The organism is Mesorhizobium sp. M0621, from assembly GCF_040320745.1.
Taxonomy (GTDB): Bacteria; Pseudomonadota; Alphaproteobacteria; order Rhizobiales; family Rhizobiaceae; genus Mesorhizobium.
This window is the reverse complement of record NZ_JAMYQF010000045.1, coordinates 1-19230: the sequence shown is the minus strand read 5'-3', so window position 1 is coordinate 19230 and position 19230 is coordinate 1. Positions and strand designations below refer to the sequence as shown.

Sequence of the window (19230 nt, the reverse complement as noted above, 5' to 3'; positions counted from 1 at the left end):
CGTCAGTCGCGGCGTAAGATGGCGTCCAGCGATGCCTGCTCCTCGGCGGACAGGGATTTTGTTGCCAGCGTGCGGCGCGATCGCGCGGTCAGCACGATGAAGACGCCTCCCACCAGCAACAGCAGGATAGGCGTGCCCCAAAGCAACGCATTGCGCAGGTCGAAGCGCGGCTTCAGCAGCACGAACTCGCCATAGCGGGAGACGACGTAATCCATCACCTGCCGGTCGGTATCGCCGGCGACGAGGCGCTGGCGCACAAGGATGCGCAGGTCGCGGGCAAGGTCGGCATCGGATTCGTCGATCGACTGGTTCTGGCAGACCATGCAGCGCAAGCCTTCCGACAGCGCCCGCGCCCGCGCCTCGAGCGCCGGATCGGGCAGCATCTCGTCAGGCTTCACCGCCAGTGCCGTGCCGGCAAAAAACAGCGCCAACAGCAGGACAATGGAGGTCAGCGAGAGCCGTGTGCTCATGGCAGGCCCGCGGACGGCACAGCGCTCGCCTGCTTGCGGCGGCGCGACGGCGCGCCGACGCGCAGGCGCCGGTCCATCAGCGACATGGCCGCGCCAGCCATCATCACCAGGCCGCCGCCCCAGATCAACGTCACCAGCGGCTTCCACCACAGACGCACCACGACGGAACCGTCATTGCCCTCGTCGCCGAGCGAGATATAGAGCTGGGAGAGGCCGATCGTCCTGATGCCGGATTCCGTCGTCGTCATCTGCCGCACGGGATAAAACCGCTTGGCGGAGCTGATTTCGCCGACAGGACTGCCGCTGACGCCGATCAGTTCGAAGCGGCCGCGATCCTCGCTGTAGTTCGGCCCCTGGGCTGGATAAAGCCCGACGAAACGCACCGCATGGCCGGAGAGTTCGACGGTCTCGCCGGCATGCATCGACAGGATCTTCTCGGTGCCGAAGCAAAGCGTGCCGACGATGCCGAGCGTGGTCAGGCCAAGACCAAGATGAGCGAAGGCGGTGCCGAAGACCGAGCGCGGCAAGCCGAGCAAGCGCCTGACCATGATCCCCGCGGCAACATTGCCAAAGCCGGATTTGACGGCAAGGTCGGTGAGCGCGCCAAGGATCAGCCAGACGGCAAGGCCGACGCCCAGCGCTGCAAACACCGAGGCGCCGTCGATGAACAAAGCTGTGACCAGCGTTGCCAGAAGGGCTGCGGCAAACGCCACCATCAGGCGCTGGGCGACGGCGAAGACATCGCCGCGCTTCCAGGCCAGCAGCGGCCCGAACGGAACCACCAGCAACAGCGGCACCATCAACGGTCCGAAGGTGAGATTGAAGAACGGCGCGCCGACCGAGATCTTGTCCGCTGAAAAGGCCTCGACCGCGAGCGGATAGAGCGTGCCGACGAGCACGGTCGCGGTCGCCGTGGTCAGGAACAAATTATTGAGGACAAGCGCCCCTTCGCGCGAAATCGGATGGAACAGGCCGCCGGCCGTCAGCCGGGAGGCGCGCAGCGCAAACAGCGCCAGCGAGCCACCGATGAACAGCGTCAGGATGCACAGGATGAAGACGCCGCGCGTCGGATCGGTGGCGAAGGCATGCACCGAGGTCAAGACGCCCGAGCGCACCAGGAAGGTGCCGAGCAGCGACAGCGAAAAGGTCAGGATGGCGAGCAGTAGCGTCCAGATTTTCAGCGCCGAGCGCTTTTCCATGACGATGGCCGAATGGAGTAGTGCGGTGCCTGCCAGCCACGGCATGAAGGAGGCGTTTTCGACCGGATCCCAGAACCAGAACCCGCCCCAGCCGAGTTCGTAATAGGCCCAGTAGGATCCCATGGCGATGCCGCCGGTCAGGAACATCCAGGCGACCAGCGTCCACGGCCGCACCCAGCGAGCCCAGGACGCGTCGATGCGTCCCTCGATGAGGGCGGCGACCGAGAAGGAAAAACAGATCGAGAAGCCGACATAGCCGAGATAGAGGAAGGGCGGATGAATGGCGAGGCCGAGGTCCTGCAGGATCGGGTTGAGATCGCGGCCTTCGATCGGCGCCGGATTGAGCCGGATGAACGGATTGGACGTCGCCAGGATGAACAGGAAGAAGGCGGCGCCGATGGCGCCCTGCACGGCAAGCACGTTGGCGCGCAGCTTTGCCGGCAGGTTGGAGCCGAAAGCGGCGACGAGGGCACCGAAGAAGGTCAGGATCAGCACCCAAAGCAGCATCGAGCCTTCGTGATTGCCCCAGGTTCCGGTGATCTTGTAGATCAGCGGCTGCAGGGAATGCGAGTTTTCCCAGACACTCGCCACCGAGAAATCGGAACTGGCATAGGCGCTCGCAAGTGCTGCGAAAGACAGCGCCGTCAGGGCAAATCCGGTTACGGCGACCGGTCCGCCGACGGCCATCAGGCGCTGGTTGTTCAGGCGTGCGCCAAACAGCGGCACGATCGTCTGTACCAGCGACAGCGCAAACGCCAGAACCAGGGCAAAATGACCGGTTTCAACCATGGTTGCGCTCGTAGTTCACTCTTGCTCTTCCGCCAGAGTTACTCACTCTTGCTCTCCTGCCAGACGCCCTTGGCCTTCAGGCCGTCGGCCACTTCCTTGGGCATATAGCGCTCATCATGCTTGGCGAGCACGCTGTCGGCAACGAAGATCCCGTCCGGGCCGAAAGTGCCCTCGGTGATCACGCCCTGCTCTTCGCGGAAAAGGTCGGGCAGAATCCCCGTATAGGTAACCTTGACCGATTTGTGCGTGTCGGTGACCGAAAAGCCGACCGTTGCGCCTTGCCCGCGCTGGATCGTGCCTTTTTCGACCAATCCGCCCAGCCTGATGCGCTGGCCAGGCTGAACGCTGGCGGTGGTCAGGTCGGCCGGCATGTAGAAATAGGACGCCTTCTGGCCAAGCGCATAGAAGGTCAGCCCGGTGGCGGCACCGAGGAAAGCCAGTCCGCCCGCGATCACCGATAATCGTTTCTGCTTGCGCGTCATATCTTACTCTACTCCGTCGCCGTCAGGCCAAGCGAGGCGGCAAAGGCGGTGATTTTTTTCGCCTCGTCACTGTCGGCTCCAAAGACTGCAATGGCGCGGCCCAGCGCCTCGCGCGCTTGATCGGCCTTGCCCAGCACGACGTAGGAACGAACGAGCCGCATCCATCCTTCCGGATCATGCGGATTTTGTCGTAGTTTTTCGTCGAGACCGGCGACCATCGTGTTGATCATCGCTTCCCGATCCTGCGGCGACATCGAGGATGCGGCGTCGATATCGCCGGCATCGGGACCATTCGTGGTCCCGCCTGAGGCAACTTCGGGGCTGCCGGACTTGGCCAATGCCTGCTCGACTGCACCGCGCCATGGCGAATCCGCCGGCAGCTTGCCCAGCATTGCCTGCCAGGCCATGGCCGCCTCCTTGGCGCGGCCCTCCTGCGCCAGCGCCATGGCCAGGTAGAAGCTGGCCTTCGCATTGGCCGGGTCGAGCTTCAAGGCCGCCTCGAAGGCATCCTGGGCATCGGCCGAGACAATGCCGCCGGCCGCACCGGCGATCGCCTCGCCAAGACCAGCCTGGCGAGCGGCGCTGTCGCCATCAAGGCGGATGGCGTTGCGATAGGCCGCCGCCGCGTCGGAAAAGCGCTGCATGCGCAGATAGACGGGCGCGAGTACATCCCAGCCCCTGCCATCGGAAGGATTGGCGGCAAGATGGGCTTCAGCGCGCGCCACCAGTTCGTCGACCGAACTGTCGGCCGGATTTTTGGCCAACCGCTCGCTGAGCGGTTGCGACGGCAAATCGGGTGAGCCGAGCTGACTGTAAAGGCCCCAGCTGACCAGCGGCACCACCAGCACGGCCGCGGTTGCCACCAGCCTTGCCGCGACCGCCGCTCGGCCAACGGATGCCGTGCCGGCCGAACTATCGATGCGAAGGATGCGGCGGGCGATCTCGGCGCGGGCCTCAGTCGCTTCCGCCGGCTGGATCAAGCCACGCGCTGCGTCGCGGTCGAGCTCGGACAACTGGTCGCGATAGACTTCGAGATCGTGATCGCCGCTCGACGACGCGCCCTTCGAGCTGGCGGCCAGCGGCAGCAGCACCGCCAGGCTCGCACCCAGCGTGAGAATTGCGGCTATGACCCAGAACAGCATGGTTCTTCCAATAAAGGCAGAGCCCTGCCCTGCCAACAGATGCATCCTGCGACGCTTTGACGGAATCGGCACCAGGCGCCGACCGCCGGCAGACGGTCAGGTCAGCGGCGTCCAGCTGCCGTCGGTGTTGCGGCAAGCGGTTCCACGTGCCGTGACCCCGGCCCCGCCGGTGAACACCGTCTGCGTGTACTGGCGGCAGTCCTGCGAACCGACGCGATAGGGCTGTGCCGGAACCACCTCGCCATAGCGCGAAGCCTGGGCGCCCTTCCATGCCACCTTCTGGCCACTGGCGGTATATTCAAGCGCCTTGTATTCAGCCTCGAGCGCACTGCGCTTTTCAGCCTCGCTGAGGCCGGCGCCGATCGACCCACCGATGAGACCGCCGCCCATCGCCGAAATGATCGTCGTGGTCACCTTGCCGCTGGAAGGAGGCGTCGAGGCCGGTGTCACTGCTATGGTTGGCTCCTTGCCACTCAAGGTGGTGCAGCCGGAAACGGCCAGCAATGCGGAAACAAGCGCGACGCGAATCTTCATGCCAACAACCGGTTTTCTTGAGTTGGAGCCTGTTACGGATGAGCCGGGGGCCGCGTCATCGGAGAAGTCGGCGTGCCCATAGTATTGATATTTGTCGGAAATTTGGCCGCTGGTCGCTGCGGGACCAATCGACTGCCGCCAATAACATCTCCCGTCCCTCTATGTCGATTGGCCCTAGTGAACATCACTGAAGGCTCCGCAATCGTACCACCGCCTTCAATCCACCCATGCCGGACCGTTCGAGCGCCAGGACGCCTCCATACTCGTTGACGAGGTCGGCGACAATGGCCAGCCCCAGACCTGTTCCCGGCTTCGTCTCGTCCAGACGCCGTCCGCGCTTCAGCACCTCGCGCGCCTTGTCCTCGGGAATGCCTGGGCCATCATCCTCTATGCCGATCTCAAACAGGCCGGCCGGATCGTCCTTGCCGGTCAAAGGCACGACCGAGACCAGAACCGCGCTCTTAGCCCATTTCATCGCGTTTTCGAGCAGATTGCCGAGCAATTCCTCAAGATCCTCGCGCTCACCGGCAAAGACGATTTCGGTCGCCGGCACCGACAGCGACAGCTTTGTCTGCGGATTGAGCTTCTGCAAAACCCGCACCATGCGCTGCACCAGCGGCGTCACCGGTGTGCGGTAGACGACGCTGTCGCGTTGCGCCGCGACCCGGGCGCGCTGCAGATAGTGCTCGACCTGCTTCTGCATGGAAGCGGCCTGCTCGGCGATCAGCTGTCCCTTGGCGCCGCCAAGCGCCCTGCCCTCGTTGAGCAGCACCGCGAGGGGCGTCTTCAGCGAATGGGCGAGGTTGCCGACCTGGGTTCGCGACCGCTCGACGATGCGCCTGTTGTTTTCGATCAACGCATTGGTTTCGTTGGCAAGTGGTTCGATCTCGGCAGGGAACTGGCCGTCGAGCCTTTGCGCGGTACCCTCGCGCACCATGGCAAGCGCATTCCTGACCCGGCGCAGCGGCTGCAGGCCGAGCAAGATGGCGATCGCGTTGATGGCGATCATGCCGACGCCGAATAGGCTGAGATAGGTCAGCAACCGGCGCTGGAAAGTGGCGATTTCCTGTTCGAGTTCGCTCTGGTTGCCCATAACGCGGAAACGCGCGGCGCGGTTCTTGGAATCGAGAACGAATTCGCTCTCGAACACTTCGAGCTGCTCGCCATCGATGCCTTCGGTCGGATAGCTGCGCTGGAAGCTGGCGTTGAACGGCACATCGGCAACGCTCGGCGACGGGATGTTTTTCAACATCGACGACGAATGAAGATCGCCATGCACCCCTTCCGAGGCGGGCTCGACCGACCAATACCAGCCGGAATTCGGTTCCGAGAACCGGAGGTCGCCGAGGTCGGGCGCGCCGGTCAGCGCACCGTTGTCGGAAATACCGATGGAGCCGATCAGGTTGAACAGATGCGCCGAAAGCAGGCTGTCGAAGCCGCGCTCGCTGGCCTGGCGGTAGAGCGTGGTGATCAGGGTGAAGATGACAACGAGCGTCACGATCGCCCAGACCGTGGAAAAGGCGATGACACGGAACGTCAGCGAACGCGGCCACAAACGCAGCGAAAGCGGCGTCCTTGCGGTTGGTTTGAGCGGTTCCGAGTTACGCCTCCGGCTCACGCATGCGGTAGCCCATGCCACGTACGGTTTCGATCATGTCGATGCCCATCTTCTTGCGCAGCCGCCCGACAAACACCTCGATAGTGTTGGAATCGCGGTCGAAATCCTGGTCATAGAGATGCTCGACCAGTTCGGTGCGCGAGACGACCTCGCCCATATGGTGCATCAGATAGGCAAGCAGGCGGAATTCGTGCGACGTCAGTTTCAGCGGCACGCCGTCGACATCGGCCTTTGACACCTTGGTGTCGAGGCGCAGCGGTCCGCAGGTCAGTTCGGACGAGGCATGGCCGGCAGCCCGCCGGATCAGAGCCCTTAGCCTCGCCAGCACCTCCTCGATGTGGAACGGCTTGGTGACATAGTCGTCGGCGCCGGCATCGATGCCGGAGACCTTGTCGCTCCAGCGATCGCGCGCGGTCAGGATCAGCACCGGCATCTTGCGGCCGCCCCGCCGCCAGCGCTCGACCACGCTGATACCGTCCATCTGCGGCAGGCCGATGTCGAGCACGACGGCGTCATAGGGCTCGGTGTCGCCGAGGAAATGGCCTTCCTCGCCGTCGAAGGCGCGGTCGACGACGTAGCCGGCATCGACCAGCGCATCCGATATCTGCCGGTTGAGATCCTTGTCATCTTCGACGACGAGTACGCGCATGCGGAGTTCGATACCTGTTGAAGAGCTAGGGTCAGATATAGGCCGATTCCGGCGGCCTGGGAAACGAAGGTCTGTAAAATGGAAGAGTGGGTCAGTTCAGTGGAACGACGATTTCGGAACGGCGCGGACGTTGCCCATCCTTGCCCGGAACGAGCACGACGATGACGCAGACAGGCTGGCCGCCGCGTGTCGATTGCGAGGCCTTGGCCAGCGTTCCGCCATTCTGTTCGGCCACCTGCTGGCCGATCGCATAGCAATCGGACGCGGCCAGTACGATCGGGCTGGCCTGATCGGGCGCGATGGCCGGCATCGCTGTCGCCTGCGACGCAAACAGCCCGGCTGCACAGAGCGCCAGTGTCGCGGTTCGGAAGTGGGAGCGAAGCGTTTTCATGGTCGGCGTTGTAACGCATCGGTGCTGAACGTGAAATGAACAGTGAACGCCGCTGAAAACATCCTCGCCACACCCCTGCAATGCGAGACAGTCAACTGGGATTTTACCGCCCCACCCGGTAAATCCCGCGAAAGCCCAATCTAGACTCCGTTTCGACCAGATTGAAAGCGCGTCAGGCATTTTCCTGCGTCAGCGCGCGAAAACGCAGCAGCCCGTGGTACACGAGCAGGTCCTCGTCATGGCGGACCTCGGTGAATTCGAGCGAGAGTCGTGTCTGGCCGTGGGGGCCAATCTCCAGCACCGCATTGGCGAGCCGCACCTTGATGGCGTCCATGATGGCAAGCGTTTCGACTTCCCCCTGGGCTTTCGACCAAACGTGCAGCGTGATCAACTGATCATCGTTGTTCTCGGCGCCCGTGTCCCCGTCAAAGGCGGAAGTCTGGCCGCAGGTCACGTATGGAAAAGCGGCATTGTCGGTTGCCCGTTCGAGCAATCCGGCACCGCCCAACAATTTCGACAGCGAGGCATCGCTTTTCAGCCTCAGAAACAGTGCCTGCTGCAAATCGCCGGGCGCGGTCATCGTCCTTTTCCCCTAACCGTTGTGCTTCCGACCGTTACCTCTCGGAAGCCTGTCCGTGTTCTGCATACTTTGTCAGATATAGTCATTCGCCGCGCAGAGGCGATGGCGATTCGTCATCGGACTGATGAATGCTGATACGACTTTGCCAACAACGTCGTCAGGGGGCGCAGCGCGGCGTTGCGATCTAGGCAGGTTTGGCCGCGTCTCGGTGAGGTTTATCTAGTTCGCCTGACACCATCTGACCACGCGTCCGGACGCGAGTTTTCGGATAGCGGGCTTGTTCCAGCCGCATTTGAAGGCCAGTATCGGACGTGCCTTCAAGGTGTCCGCTGCGGTCCCACTGTGACCGAACGTGACGCCATTCCGTCGAGCCTGGTCGATGGCCTGGAGCGTCGGAGCTTTGCTGGCAGGCGACACCCCTTTACCCCAGTCAGCCACCGCGATCCTCGAAGGCGATGGCGGCTTTGCATGAAGTCGCGAAAGAGAGACGTGACCAGTCTCCAGACAAAAAGGCGGGGCTTTTCCTTGGGAGGCAGCCCACGAGCGGGGTTTGCCGAAACCAAAGCAAGATGCGAGGTCGAATGCGATGCAGTCTACCCACCACAAAACCCCGGTTTCCATCATTATTCCGAACTACAATTACGCACGTTTCCTTGAACGTAGCATCGACAGCGCCCTGGAGCAGGACCACGACGACGTCGAAGTCATCGTCGTCGACGATGCATCGCAGGACAATTCCACGACCATCATGAAATCCTACGGCGACAGGATACTCGCTTGTCCGCGACGAAAAAATGGTGGGCATGCGGCCGCCTTCAACACCGGCTTTGCTGCAAGCTCGGGCAGAATCGTCCTCTTCCTCGACGCCGACGATTATCTTTATCCGGAAGCCGTCTCCAGGATCGTCGACACCTGGGACGAGGCAACCGCCCAGGTGCAATCCAGACTGCACATTGTCGATGACCGGCAACGCATCAAGGACGTCTTTCCGCCGCCGGAACTGCCCTTCGACAGCGGCGATGTCGTGCCGAAACTGCTGCGCAAGGGGCGCTACCAGACGACCGTGACCAGCGGGCTGGCCTTTGACCGGACGACCCTGGAATCGATCATGCCGATTCCGGAACCGGATTTCCGCCAGGGTGCCGACGGCTATCTTGCGACGCTGGCGCCGCTCTATGGCCAAGTCCAGTCCATCGATGAATGTGTCGGCGCTTACCGAATCCACGGCGCCAACCATTCGGTTTTCGGTGAAAAGCTCGCCGAGCGGGCACGCTGGCGGGTAGAGCACGATTTCCACCGCATGGAGGCGCTGTCGGACCAGGCATCGCAGGCCGGCCTGACGGTCGTGCCGGCAGAAATTGTTCGCCATGATCCGGTCCACCTGGAAGAACGGCTGGCGTCGCTCTGCGTGGACAGGCACCGGCACCCCGTGGCCGATGATTCCCGGCTGGCGCTCGCGGCGGCGGGTGCTGTCGCCAGCCTCGAAATGACGGCGTCCCTGCGCCGCCGCGCCGTGCTTGCCGCCTGGTTCCTGTCGGTCGGCATGCTGCCGCGGCAAATGGCCATGGCGGTGCTGTCGTGGAAGCTCGACGCATCATCCCGACCAACATTCCTTGCCCGCCTGTCCAGGACAATCCGCCGCGCGATGGGGTAGCCCGAAGCCCTTGTGGGCGAGATGTCCGGCAGGATGGGAGGAGCGCTTTGCCCGAAGGTCTTAAGCGGCCTGCCCCGCGCTTTGCCTTCTCACTGCCCCGCGCTCGTCCGGTTCACGAAACTGCGCACCGCCAGCACCAGCACGGTGATGATGATGAGGATCACCGAGAGTGCAGCAATCGCAGGATCGATGTTGTCACGCAGGCCCATCCACATCAGCCTGGGCAGGGTGATGGCGTTGACCGAGGTGATGAACAGCGTGACGCCGATCTCCTCCCAGGACAGCACTAACGACAAGAGCGCCGCGGTGACGATGCCGAATTTGATGTTGGGCATGATGATGCGGGTGGCGCGTTCCCACACCGAGGCGCCGAGACCCCGCGCGGCAAGGTCGATGCGCCGGTCGAGCTGGCTGAGCGAGACCAGCATCAACACGGTGGCGAAAGGCACCGTCATCACCGAATGGGCCATGGCGACACCAAGCCAGGTGTCATAGCCGAAGAACGAGCTGAAGCTCGAAATCGAGGTCAGCAGGAAGTAGAGCGTGATGGCGGAGACCACGGGCGGCACCACCATCGGCAGCAGCACGAAGCCGACGAGTGCCGCGGTGAAGCGCGGTTGGAACATCCACACGCCGAGGCTGAAGCATAGTGCCAACACGGTGGAAAAGGCGCTGCTGACGACACCGATGCGGATGCTGAGCAGGATCGATTGGAGCCAGCGCGGATCCTCGACCAGCGACCGGTAGTGGCGCAGCGACAGTTCGCCCGACGGCATCGCCAGCATGCGGCTCGGCGTCAGCGACACCGGGATGACGGCGAGCAGCGGCATCAGCAGGAACAGCGCGACGAAGGCGGCGATGATCAGCGAGACGGGACCGGGGCGGTAGGTTGGCATCAGATCAGCTGCTTCGGTCTGACATAGCGGAACAGCAGCGCCATCAGCGCGCCGACGAACAGCACCAGCACGACGCTGATGGCCGCGCCCAGGCCCCAGTCCGGGCTCTGGAAGATGCGGAGATAGATCAGTTCGGCAATCATCACGCTGCGGCCGCCGCCGAGGATCGCCGGCGTGACGAAGAAGCCGAGCGAGAAGACGAACACGATCATCGCCGCGCCGATGATGCCGGAGCGCGTCATCGGCACGAACACCGTCCAGAAGGTGCGCATGCGGCTGGAGCCGAGCCCGCGCGCTGCCAGCAGCACGCGGTCGTCGAGGCTGCGCATGGAAGATGCCAAGGGGAAAACGGCGAAAGGAATGAGGAAGTGCGTCATGCCGACGATGACGCCGAACTCGTTGCGCACCAGCGCCAGCGGTTCGGAGATGAAGCCGATCGCCTGCAGCCAGGTGTTGATCAGGCCGCGATTGGACAGCAGCGCCACCCAGCCGAAGGCACGGGTCAGCACGGAAATCCAGAAGGGTACGAGAATGCAGAACTCGGCGATCAGCCGCTGTGCCGGGGTTCCGCGGACCCAGACGACGGTGATGGCGTAGGCAGCGGCCACCGAAACCACGGTGACGATCGCCGCGATGCGCAGCGTGCGGATGAACACCGACTGCACCAGATCGTCGGTGAGCAGCGCGTCATACTGGCCAAGCCCGGGCGTCGGCAGCGTAAAGCTCCATTTGACGACGCCGAGGAAAGGCCAGGCATAGGCGAGGACAAGAAACAGGAGCAGCGGCGCCATCAACAGCGCCGCGCCCATCCTGTCGGAGAGATAGGACCTCATTTCGACCCGATTACCCCGGCCCTGGTCAGGCCGAGATGATCTTGGTGTATTCGTCGAGCGCCGGCCCGTAATTCTTGGCGTACCAATCCATGTCGAGCGCGATCTGCTTCTTCATGTTCTCGGGATCGACCGGGTTGATGCGCTTCTTGTCGGCGGGGATCAGCGCGTCGGCAGCCGGATTTGCAGGGCCCTGGCCGAGCTTGTCGAACATGACCAGCTCCTTTTGCGGGTCCTGGGTGCTGGCGATGAACTTCATGGCCGCTTCCTTGCCGCCAGGATTGCCCTTGAGCACGGCGAGCGCACCGGGCGAGATCAGGCCCTGGTCCCAGATGAACTTGATCTTGCCGCCCGAGTCCTGCTCGATCAGTGACGCGCGCGTCGACCAGACGATCGCCATGGAGGCCTCGCCATTGAGCAGCACGCTCTGGCTTTCGGCACCGCCGCCCCAATAGGCAACGACGTTTTCCTTGAAGGCGGCGATCTTGTCATGCGCGCGCTTGAGGTCGAGCGGGTAAAGCGACGCCGGCGCGATGCCGTCGGCCAGCAGCGCCGCTTCCCAACTCGATACGCCCCATTTGTAGAGCGAGCGCTTGCCGGGGAATTTCTTCACGTCAAAGAAATCGGCCATGCCGGTCGGCGCGTCCTTGCCGTACTTCTCGGAATCATAGGCGATGACATAGGAGAAGAAATAGGTCGAGGCGGCGTATTCCCAACCAAAGCCGGGCCGCATCTTCTTCTTGTCGACGATGTTGTAATCGATCGGCTCGAGAGCCCCTTGGGCGCCGAGCGTGATGGCCGAGAATGGGTCGACGTCGACGAGATCCCAGGTCGGTGCGCCGCTCTTGAACTGCGCTGCGATGGCACCTTCGGTCGGACCCGAGCCGTCCATCTTGACGGTGATGCCGGTTTCCTTGGTAAAGGCCTGGCCATAGGCGGCGTCATAGGCGGTGATGGCGTCACCGCCCCAGTTGACCAGCACCAGCTCCTTGGCTTGCGCGAAAGCGCCGGTCGAGCGCAGCAGCATCGGCGTGCCGGCCAGCACGAGTCCCGCCAGCTGTGCGAATTGCCGGCGCGAGATTTCGCCGCGACCTGCCCTGGCGGATAGACTTTCGATGGCTTGCTTCTTGGTGTCGCCAGTCTTTGAATTGCTTGTCATGTCAGTTCCCCTTTTTTGTCGTTGATAGTACCGGAAAGCGGTGGTGCTGATATCTCGCCACACCGTTCGTCATTGTCCTCCATGCGGAAGGAGGAAACCCTTTTCCGCCGGCCAGGTGAGCCAGACGGAATTGCCCTTGCTGAGGGCGGCGGCGGCCACCTCGTTCGGCACCGAGACCGTGACCTTGGCGCCTTGCCGCGTCGTCAGGTCAAGCCGCGTTGCAGCACCGAGATAGGTGGAGTTGGTCGCTGTCGCGGCAATGCCGTTCTCGCCGGCTGCCGCCTCGCCTGATATCGACATGTATTCGGGCCGGATCGCCAGGATTGCATCGCCATGCACCGCCTCGGCCTTGCAGCGCATATTGATCGTGCGGTCTTCGCACAGGCCGGTCGAGCCATTGTCGGAGGGGCGCACGCCCTTCAGCGGCAGCATGTTGATTTCGCCGAGGAACTCGGCGACGAAGCGGTTGTCCGGACGGTCGTAGACTTCGTCGGGCGCCCCGACCTGCAGCAGTTTGCCGTGGTTGAAGATGGCGACGCGCGACGACAGCGCCAAGGCCTCGCTTTGGTCGTGGGTGACGAAGACGAAGGTGGTGCCGGTCTCCTGGTGTAGCCGCTTCATCTCGGCCTGCATCTGGCCGCGCAGGCCCTTGTCGAGCGCCGAGAAAGGCTCATCGAGCAGCAGCACGCCCGGTTCGAACACCAGCGCGCGCGCCAGCGCCACGCGCTGCTGCTGACCGCCGGAAAGCTGCGCCGGCAGTTTTTTCTCGTGGCCCTTGAGGCCGACGCGTTCGATCATCTCGCCGACACGGCGCTTGATGTCGGCCGCCGCTTTCTTGCGCACCTTGAGTGGGAAGGCGATGTTGGCTTCGACACTCATATGCGGGAACAGCGCGTAGCCCTGGAAAACCATGCCGGCGGCGCGTTGCTCGGCCGGCCGGTCGGTGATGTCGACGCCGTCGCTGAACAGCTTGCCCTCGGTCGGCTGCACGAAGCCGGCGAGGATCATCAGGAAGGTCGTCTTACCCGAACCGGACGGCCCGAGCAGGGTCAGGAACTCGCCACGGCCGATATCGAGCGACAGATTGTCCAGCGCACGGAACGAGCCGAAGCTCTTGCCGATCCCGATTGCCTTGATCTCTGCGGCACGGCCGGGTTGCTGCATACTGCCCTTTCCCTAACGCTTGTCGAAATCGTAGGGCAGCGCGCGGCCTCACCGCAACCGAATAGTTTTCGCCGGACCGGCAAATTCCATTCATCTGTCCAATCGATGACGCCCGTGGTCGGCCATGCCCTTGGCATTGCTCTCCGCGAGTTTCGATCGCAGCCATCCTGCAAATGCGTCAAGCACCGGATGCGTCGCCTTGGCATGTTCGGAGACCAAGAAGTAGGAGCGCGGCGATTTGATCGCGATGTCGAACGGACGCACGAGCCTGCCTTCGGCCAATGCCTTGCCGCTGGTCAGTTCGTCGCCCATGGCCATGCCCTGGCCGGCAATCGCGGCCGAGAAGACGAGATTCATGTCGGAAAAGAAGATGCCGCCCTCTGTGTCCGGGTTTTCCACCTTGGACAGGGCCAGCCAGCGCGCCCAGTCCTCGGTATCGCCGAGATGTAGGAGATTGGCGCGCAAAACGTCGGCTGGCTTCGAAAATCCACCAACCTTGTTGAGCAGCGTCGGGCTGCACAGCGGCGTGAAGGAGATCTCGCACAGAAGCTCGACCGCCCGGTTCGGCCAATTGCCGACGCCAAACGCTATGAAAGCATCGGCCTCGGCATTGCTGACATCGTCTAGCCGTCGCGGCGTCAGAATGCGCAGCGCGACATCGGGGTACATCTGGCGGAATTCGCCGATATGGGTGCACAGAAACAACGAGGCAAAGCCCGGCGTGCAGCTGACACTGAACGAGCCGCCAACGCCGGTGCCGGCATGGCGCGTCACCGCGTCGCCCAGCACGGTCAGCGCCTTGCGCACGTCGCTGGCGTAGCGCTGGCCACGCGGCGTCAGCGCCACGCCCTTGCCGATGCGTTCGAGCAGATCGAAGCCGAGATCGCGCTCCAGCAGCCGAAGCTGGTGGCTGACGGCGCTGCGGGTCAGGTGCAACTCGTCGGCGGCGCGCCAGACGCTGCCGTGGCGGGCGAAGCTGTCGAGAGCGCGCAGCGCTTGTGTCGATGGTATTCGCAAGGTGCCTCAGGTGAACCGAATTTGTATGAGCCGGGAAAACATATCACTTTTTGCAAAGCCGCTTCACTGCTTTCTTCTCAAGCCATGGAGAAAGCGGTCAGCACCCCCGCGCAAGCAACCGCGCTTGCCTGTCTTGACGACATCCAGCCGCTGCTGTCGGCGTGGACGCGCACCATTTTCGACTTCGGCGAGACTGCATGGCGCGAATATCAGTCGGCAGTCTGGTATGTGGAGTTGCTGAAACGCGAAGGCTTTTCCGTCGAGGAAGGTTCCGGCGGCATGCCCACAGCCTTCTGCGCCCACTGGACGAACGGCGCAGGTCCGACTATCGGCCTATACGCCGAATATGACGCCGTGCCCGGCAATTGCCAGGACGCGGCGACGGTCAAGCGCCCTCGCCCAGGTCTAGGCGAGCAGGCCGGCGGCCATACTGACCCGCATTCCGGGCTCGGTATCTCAAGCCTTGGCGGGCTGCTGGCGACCAAGGCGGCGATGCAGCGCCACGGCATATCAGGCACGCTGCGCTTCACCGGCGAGCCGGCCGAGAAGGTGCGTGGATCGAAGCCCATCCATGCCGCCAAGGGCTATTATGACGGCCTTGCCGGCATGATCTCCTTCCATCCCTTCTATATGCTGCCGCTCTGCAACACGGCGCGCTGGGACACCCATTGCGGCGCGGCCTATGCGATGATCTACCGTTTTGTGTGCGACGAACCCGAAAATTGGGTTCGCGCAGGCGACAGCGCACCGATCCCGCAAGCACACTCGGCGGTGCGCGCACCCGGCGCCAACGACGCACTGATGATGATGTACATGACGTCCAAGGCGTTGCGCGATTCCATGCTGCCGCATCAGGGCGGCTGGTCGATCAGCGAGGCGATCCTCACCGCCGGCCAGGCCACCGCCGACAATCTGCCGGCCGGCTTGGCTGAAATCCAGTACATGATCCGCGTGCCGACACTGGCGATGGCCGACCAGGTCACCGCCATGCTCGATCGCAATGCGCACGCCGCTGCCAGCATGAGCGGCTGCCGCTACGAACGGCATTGGGTGTCGAAGTCACGGCCGGGGCTTGCCAACCACGCGATGGCCGAAATCGCCTATGAAGCGCTGTCGACCGTCGGGCCGCCACGTTGGGACGAAACGGCCAAGGCAATCGCCCGCGAAATCCAGGTCAATGCCGGCGGGGTAGCGACGGAGGAGCCGTTCATTGCCGAGATGGAGCAACTGATCGCGCCGCAAGACGCCGAAGCGCTGCTGCGCCGCGACCTGCCGCCGTCGCAGCTCAATTCGACCTCGGATGACTACACCGACATGTCGTGGCATACGCCGACGGCGCGTTTCTACGTCGCCCGTCCGGCGCTGCGCTCCGCAAATGGCCACGTCTATCCGGCCTGGGTGATGAATGCGCTCGGCGGCATTGCGGCGACAATCGACCCGATGGTCATCTGTGCGGCGAAGACGGTTGCGCTGGCGGCCCTTCGCCTGCTGGAGGACAAAAACGCCCGCGATACGGCGATGGACGAGTTCGTCACCCGAACCGGCGGCGGCGTCGGCGGTTCGAACTGGATCGCGCCGCTTTGCGACTACGAGCCGCCGATTGGATTTCGCTGGCCGGAATATGTCACCACCCCGCGCGGACGGGACTGGTGGATACCGAGCAAATCAAACACCCCAAGCCACGTCACGAGGAGCACCCCATGACCGTTCATGACCGCATTGTCGCCGAGCCGTTTTCGCTGCAGCGCCGCAACCCGGCCGGCGGCACCAAACCGCTGACCGCCTGGGGTTTTGCCAACGAGACCGACGTCCTGACCGACGTCTTGCTCGGCTCGCCCAATTTCCTGCGTCATCTGTCGACCAGTTCGCTGTCGCGAAAGCATCTGCGCGAGGCGCCCTGCAATGTCCAGATCGCGCAGGCGCAGCACAAGGACCTGGTCGCCGCTTACGAACATTTCGGCGTCAACATACACTGGCACGAGCCGACGCCGGAGCTGCCGATGCAGGTCTATTCCCGTGATTCCAGTGTTATGACGCCTTATGGGGCCTTCATCACCGCGATGGCCAACTGGTGGCGGCGCGGCGAGAACTACGCCGCCATCCGAACCTACGAAAAACTCGGCATCCCGATCTACGACATGGTCACGGCAGGCACGTTCGAAGGCGGCGACTTCAACGTCATCGAGGATGGCGTGGTGCTGATCGGCTGCGGCGGCGCACGCACGCAGGAGGAAGGTGCCCGCCAGGTACAGGCCTGGTTCGACAAGGAGGGCTGGGAGACCCGCATCGCCTTCATCGACGAGTACTATGTCCATATCGACCTGATGGTGGTGCCGATCGCCGAAAAACTGACCGCCGTCTGCCTCGCCTGCACCGAACCCGGCATCGTCGACTGGCTGAAGGGCAAGGGCCATGAGATCATCGACGTGCCGTTCCAGGACACGATGGCGCTCGGCTGCAACTTCATGTCGCTGGGCAAGGACCGGGTGATCGCACCGACCTCCAGCCAGGCGCTGATCGGCCAGCTCAAGGCCCGCGGTTTCGAGGTCGCGGCCGTCGACATGAGCGAGATCTCCAAGACCGGCGGCGGCATCCACTGCATGGCGCAGGCGCTGAAGCGCGAGCCGGCCTGAGGCGGCGGAGCCCATTCGCGAGCATTGAAACGGCGGGTGCGGCGCTTGCCATGGACGGGTCGCTGATTGCGATCCAGCGCATTCCTCCATTTTTCATAGGATGGACATCGCACAGGATCAGTTTTACGAGTCGGCTCGACCAGTGGAGATGTTCGCGCCCCCCGATGAACAAGATCGATACCCAGAACAGCAAGCGCGACGAGCGCTCGACCGCCACCAGCCTCTTGCGGCTCGGCACGCGGTTGAAGCTGTCCCGGCAGACGCGAGGACTGACCTTGAAGGCGCTCGCTGCCGCCGCGAACTGCTCGGAAAGCCTGCTTTCCAAGGTCGAGAACGGCAAGGTCTCGCCCTCGCTTCCCATGCTTCACCGGCTCGTCGAGGTGCTCGGCACGAACATTGGCTGGATGTTCGAGGAATCCGATGGCGAGGAAGGCATTGTCTTTCGGGCTGGATCGCGGCCGTTGATCGCGCTCGATCCGCTTCGGCGCGGCGAAGGTATTTCGCTCGAGCGTGTCATTCCGTATTCGCCCGGCCATCTCCTGCAGTGCAACATTCATCATATCGAAGCGGGCGGTGAGAGCGCTGGCCCGATCCAGCATGCCGGCGAGGAAGTCGGCTATCTCCTGGAAGGTGCGATCGAATTGATGGTCGGCGAAAAAACGTTTCGCCTGTCCGCCGGCGATTCCTTCGTCTTCAACTCCGAACTGCCGCATTGGTACCGCAATGTCGGAGATGAACGCGCCAGCATTTTCTGGGTGAACACACCAGCGACGTTCTGATCCGGCGCATCCCCTTATTCCTTTCGTTGACGCTAATTCAAGTGACTTGACAAGAAATCAAGTATCTTGAATTATGCCCTTGCGCTCAGTCGCCAGGTGAGCCCGATCAAGGGCCTTTTCGTAAAACCAAGGGGAACCGGAATGCGTCTTACCAAGATCCTTTCAAGCTGCGCCGCAGCCATCGCCATGACCCTCGCCCTCGGCTCTGCTTCCGCCATGGCCGAGACCTATGCGCTGGTGACCATCAACCAGCAGGCCTTGTTCTTCAACCAGATCAATGACGGTGCAACGGCTGCTGCCAAGGCCGCCGGCGTCGACCTCGTCATCTTCAACGCCAACAATGTACCAAGCGCGCAGAACGACGCGATCGAGAATTACATCACCCAGAAGGTCGACGGCATCATTCTCGTCGCCATCGATGTCAACGGTGTAAAGCCGGCCATCACCGCGGCCAAGGCTGCAGGCATTCCGGTCATTGCCATCGACGCGCAGATCCCGAATGGCGACAACGTCGCCTTTGTCGGCGTCGACAACACCAAGGCCGGCGAGGATATCGGCAAGTTCTACGCCGAATACGTCAAGACCAAGCTGAACGGAACCGCCAAGATCGGCGTTGTCGGCGCGCTCAATTCGTTCATCCAGAACCAGCGGCTCGACGGCTTCAAGAAGGCCGTCACCGACAGCGGCCAGAAGGTAACCTTCCTCGACACGGTCGACGGCCAGAACGTGCAGGACGTAGCCCTGTCCGCCGCCGAGAACCTTATGACCGCCAATCCCGACATGACGACGCTTTACGCAACCGGCGAGCCGGCTCTGCTCGGTGCGGTTTCCGCCGTCACCAGCCAGGGCCGTACCGGCGATGTCAAGGTGTTCGGCTGGGACCTGACCAAGTCGGCGGTGCAAGGTCTCGAAGAGGGCTGGGTGGTCGCCGTCGTCCAGCAGGATCCGGCTGGTGAAGGCAAGGCAGCGGTTGAAGCCTTCGGCAAGCTCAAGAAGGGCGAGAAGATCGATCCGATCATCAATGTTCCGATCACCATCGTGACCAAGGAAAATGTCGGCCAGTTCAAGGGCATGTTCAAGTAGTATCCTCCCCGGACCGGGGGGGGGGGGGGGGGGCCGGGCGGGGGGGGCGGCCCGCCCCCCCCCCCCCCCCCCCCCCCACCGCCGACCCCTGCCACCCGCCCGCGCGGCCTGCCGGCGGCGGCGTCGCCCCGACCGTCACCCCCACCCCCCGCCTCGAGCGC

At 63.2% G+C, this 19230-nt stretch carries 19 protein-coding genes; 5 read left to right on the top strand and 14 right to left on the bottom strand.

Features of this window, described 5'->3' with window-relative positions; translation table 11 throughout:
* Positions 1-2: 2 nt before the first annotated feature.
* From NKI38_RS24935 to NKI38_RS24895, 9 genes are all read right to left on the bottom strand, one after another.
* The gene (locus NKI38_RS24935; protein ID WP_352662009.1) at positions 3-470 is read right to left on the bottom strand and encodes a cytochrome c-type biogenesis protein; all 468 of its coding nucleotides are present in this window, start codon (positions 468-470) and stop codon (positions 3-5) included.
* Positions 467-2458: a heme lyase CcmF/NrfE family subunit gene (locus NKI38_RS24930; RefSeq protein ID WP_352662006.1), complete on the bottom strand. Its 1992-nt coding sequence runs from the start codon at positions 2456-2458 to the stop codon at positions 467-469. Before NKI38_RS24930 ends, NKI38_RS24935 begins: the two co-directional genes overlap by 4 nt.
* 38 nt (positions 2459-2496) lie before the next feature.
* Positions 2497-2940: a cytochrome c maturation protein CcmE gene (gene ccmE, locus NKI38_RS24925; protein WP_352662003.1), complete on the bottom strand. Its 444-nt coding sequence runs from the start codon at positions 2938-2940 to the stop codon at positions 2497-2499.
* An 8-nt stretch (positions 2941-2948) separates the two neighbouring features.
* Positions 2949-4082, bottom strand: coding sequence for a c-type cytochrome biogenesis protein CcmI (gene ccmI, locus NKI38_RS24920; RefSeq protein ID WP_352662000.1), 1134 nt, complete (start codon positions 4080-4082; stop codon positions 2949-2951).
* A 96-nt stretch (positions 4083-4178) separates the two neighbouring features.
* A complete protein-coding gene (locus tag NKI38_RS24915; RefSeq protein ID WP_352661997.1) occupies positions 4179-4616 on the bottom strand; it encodes an RT0821/Lpp0805 family surface protein in 438 nt (145 codons plus the stop codon).
* 184 nt (positions 4617-4800) lie between these two features.
* A complete protein-coding gene (locus NKI38_RS24910) occupies positions 4801-6234 on the bottom strand; it encodes an ATP-binding protein (protein WP_352661994.1) in 1434 nt (477 codons plus the stop codon).
* Entirely contained in the window at positions 6218-6883 is a 666-nt protein-coding gene (locus NKI38_RS24905; protein WP_352661991.1) for a response regulator transcription factor, read from the bottom strand. The genes NKI38_RS24910 and NKI38_RS24905 overlap by 17 nt, the downstream gene beginning before the upstream one ends.
* 91 nt (positions 6884-6974) lie before the next feature.
* Positions 6975-7274, bottom strand: coding sequence for a hypothetical protein (locus NKI38_RS24900; RefSeq protein ID WP_352626816.1), 300 nt, complete (start codon positions 7272-7274; stop codon positions 6975-6977).
* Positions 7275-7446: 172 nt separating this feature from the next.
* Positions 7447-7854 carry a DUF3168 domain-containing protein gene (locus NKI38_RS24895; RefSeq protein ID WP_352661989.1) on the bottom strand — a complete coding sequence of 136 codons (408 nt, stop codon included), beginning with the start codon at positions 7852-7854 and terminating at the stop codon, positions 7447-7449.
* A gap of 586 nt (positions 7855-8440) precedes the next feature.
* Between NKI38_RS24895 and NKI38_RS24890 the strand changes: the two genes are divergently transcribed.
* Positions 8441-9508, top strand: coding sequence for a glycosyltransferase family 2 protein (locus tag NKI38_RS24890; RefSeq protein ID WP_352661986.1), 1068 nt, complete (start codon positions 8441-8443; stop codon positions 9506-9508).
* An 89-nt stretch (positions 9509-9597) separates the two neighbouring features.
* On the opposite strand, the gene NKI38_RS24885 is transcribed toward NKI38_RS24890, so the two are convergent.
* From NKI38_RS24885 to NKI38_RS24865, 5 genes are all read right to left on the bottom strand, one after another.
* A complete protein-coding gene (locus tag NKI38_RS24885) occupies positions 9598-10404 on the bottom strand; it encodes an ABC transporter permease (protein WP_352661983.1) in 807 nt (268 codons plus the stop codon).
* Positions 10404-11237, bottom strand: a complete 834-nt coding sequence (locus tag NKI38_RS24880; protein WP_352661980.1) for an ABC transporter permease — start codon at positions 11235-11237, stop codon at positions 10404-10406. Before NKI38_RS24880 ends, NKI38_RS24885 begins: the two co-directional genes overlap by 1 nt.
* 25 nt (positions 11238-11262) lie before the next feature.
* Positions 11263-12393: an ABC transporter substrate-binding protein gene (locus NKI38_RS24875; RefSeq protein ID WP_352661977.1), complete on the bottom strand. Its 1131-nt coding sequence runs from the start codon at positions 12391-12393 to the stop codon at positions 11263-11265.
* Positions 12394-12462: 69 nt separating this feature from the next.
* Complete coding sequence (locus NKI38_RS24870; RefSeq protein WP_352661975.1) at positions 12463-13557, bottom strand: ABC transporter ATP-binding protein; 1095 nt, start codon at positions 13555-13557, stop codon at positions 12463-12465.
* Positions 13558-13647: 90 nt separating this feature from the next.
* Entirely contained in the window at positions 13648-14574 is a 927-nt protein-coding gene (locus NKI38_RS24865) for a LysR substrate-binding domain-containing protein (protein WP_352626803.1), read from the bottom strand.
* 84 nt (positions 14575-14658) lie between these two features.
* Here NKI38_RS24865 and NKI38_RS24860 point away from each other — a divergent pair, with 84 nt between their 5' ends.
* The 4 genes from NKI38_RS24860 (at position 14659) to NKI38_RS24845 (ending at position 19069) form a co-directional block, all read left to right on the top strand.
* Positions 14659-16278, top strand: a complete 1620-nt coding sequence (locus tag NKI38_RS24860; protein WP_352661972.1) for a zinc-binding metallopeptidase family protein — start codon at positions 14659-14661, stop codon at positions 16276-16278.
* Positions 16275-17207, top strand: coding sequence for a dimethylarginine dimethylaminohydrolase family protein (locus tag NKI38_RS24855; RefSeq protein ID WP_027035801.1), 933 nt, complete (start codon positions 16275-16277; stop codon positions 17205-17207). Before NKI38_RS24860 ends, NKI38_RS24855 begins: the two co-directional genes overlap by 4 nt.
* A gap of 164 nt (positions 17208-17371) precedes the next feature.
* On the top strand, positions 17372-17986 hold the full coding sequence (locus NKI38_RS24850; protein WP_352626798.1) for a cupin domain-containing protein: 615 nt from the start codon (positions 17372-17374) through the stop codon (positions 17984-17986).
* Between the two features lie 141 nt (positions 17987-18127).
* Positions 18128-19069, top strand: coding sequence for an ABC transporter substrate-binding protein (locus tag NKI38_RS24845; RefSeq protein WP_352661968.1), 942 nt, complete (start codon positions 18128-18130; stop codon positions 19067-19069).
* Positions 19070-19230 lie beyond the last annotated feature (161 nt).

Bases quoted from the DNA above. Each gene is read 5' to 3' on its own strand.
- ccmI (WP_352662000.1), bottom strand. From the start codon at position 4,082: ATGCTGTTCTGGGTCATAGCCGCAATTCTCACGCTGGGTGCGAGCCTG.
- NKI38_RS24900 (WP_352626816.1), bottom strand. From the start codon at position 7,274: ATGAAAACGCTTCGCTCCCACTTCCGAACCGCGACACTGGCGCTCTGT.
- NKI38_RS24855 (WP_027035801.1), top strand. From the start codon at position 16,275: ATGACCGTTCATGACCGCATTGTCGCCGAGCCGTTTTCGCTGCAGCGC.
- NKI38_RS24890 (WP_352661986.1), top strand. From the start codon at position 8,441: ATGCAGTCTACCCACCACAAAACCCCGGTTTCCATCATTATTCCGAAC.
- ccmE (WP_352662003.1), bottom strand. From the start codon at position 2,940: ATGACGCGCAAGCAGAAACGATTATCGGTGATCGCGGGCGGACTGGCT.
- NKI38_RS24905 (WP_352661991.1), bottom strand. From the start codon at position 6,883: ATGCGCGTACTCGTCGTCGAAGATGACAAGGATCTCAACCGGCAGATA.
- NKI38_RS24930 (WP_352662006.1), bottom strand. From the start codon at position 2,458: ATGGTTGAAACCGGTCATTTTGCCCTGGTTCTGGCGTTTGCGCTGTCG.
- NKI38_RS24915 (WP_352661997.1), bottom strand. From the start codon at position 4,616: ATGAAGATTCGCGTCGCGCTTGTTTCCGCATTGCTGGCCGTTTCCGGC.
- NKI38_RS24875 (WP_352661977.1), bottom strand. From the start codon at position 12,393: ATGACAAGCAATTCAAAGACTGGCGACACCAAGAAGCAAGCCATCGAA.
- NKI38_RS24860 (WP_352661972.1), top strand. From the start codon at position 14,659: ATGGAGAAAGCGGTCAGCACCCCCGCGCAAGCAACCGCGCTTGCCTGT.
- NKI38_RS24935 (WP_352662009.1), bottom strand. From the start codon at position 470: ATGAGCACACGGCTCTCGCTGACCTCCATTGTCCTGCTGTTGGCGCTG.
- NKI38_RS24895 (WP_352661989.1), bottom strand. From the start codon at position 7,854: ATGACCGCGCCCGGCGATTTGCAGCAGGCACTGTTTCTGAGGCTGAAA.
- NKI38_RS24880 (WP_352661980.1), bottom strand. From the start codon at position 11,237: ATGAGGTCCTATCTCTCCGACAGGATGGGCGCGGCGCTGTTGATGGCG.
- NKI38_RS24870 (WP_352661975.1), bottom strand. From the start codon at position 13,557: ATGCAGCAACCCGGCCGTGCCGCAGAGATCAAGGCAATCGGGATCGGC.
- NKI38_RS24885 (WP_352661983.1), bottom strand. From the start codon at position 10,404: ATGCCAACCTACCGCCCCGGTCCCGTCTCGCTGATCATCGCCGCCTTC.
- NKI38_RS24845 (WP_352661968.1), top strand. From the start codon at position 18,128: ATGCGTCTTACCAAGATCCTTTCAAGCTGCGCCGCAGCCATCGCCATG.
- NKI38_RS24850 (WP_352626798.1), top strand. From the start codon at position 17,372: ATGAACAAGATCGATACCCAGAACAGCAAGCGCGACGAGCGCTCGACC.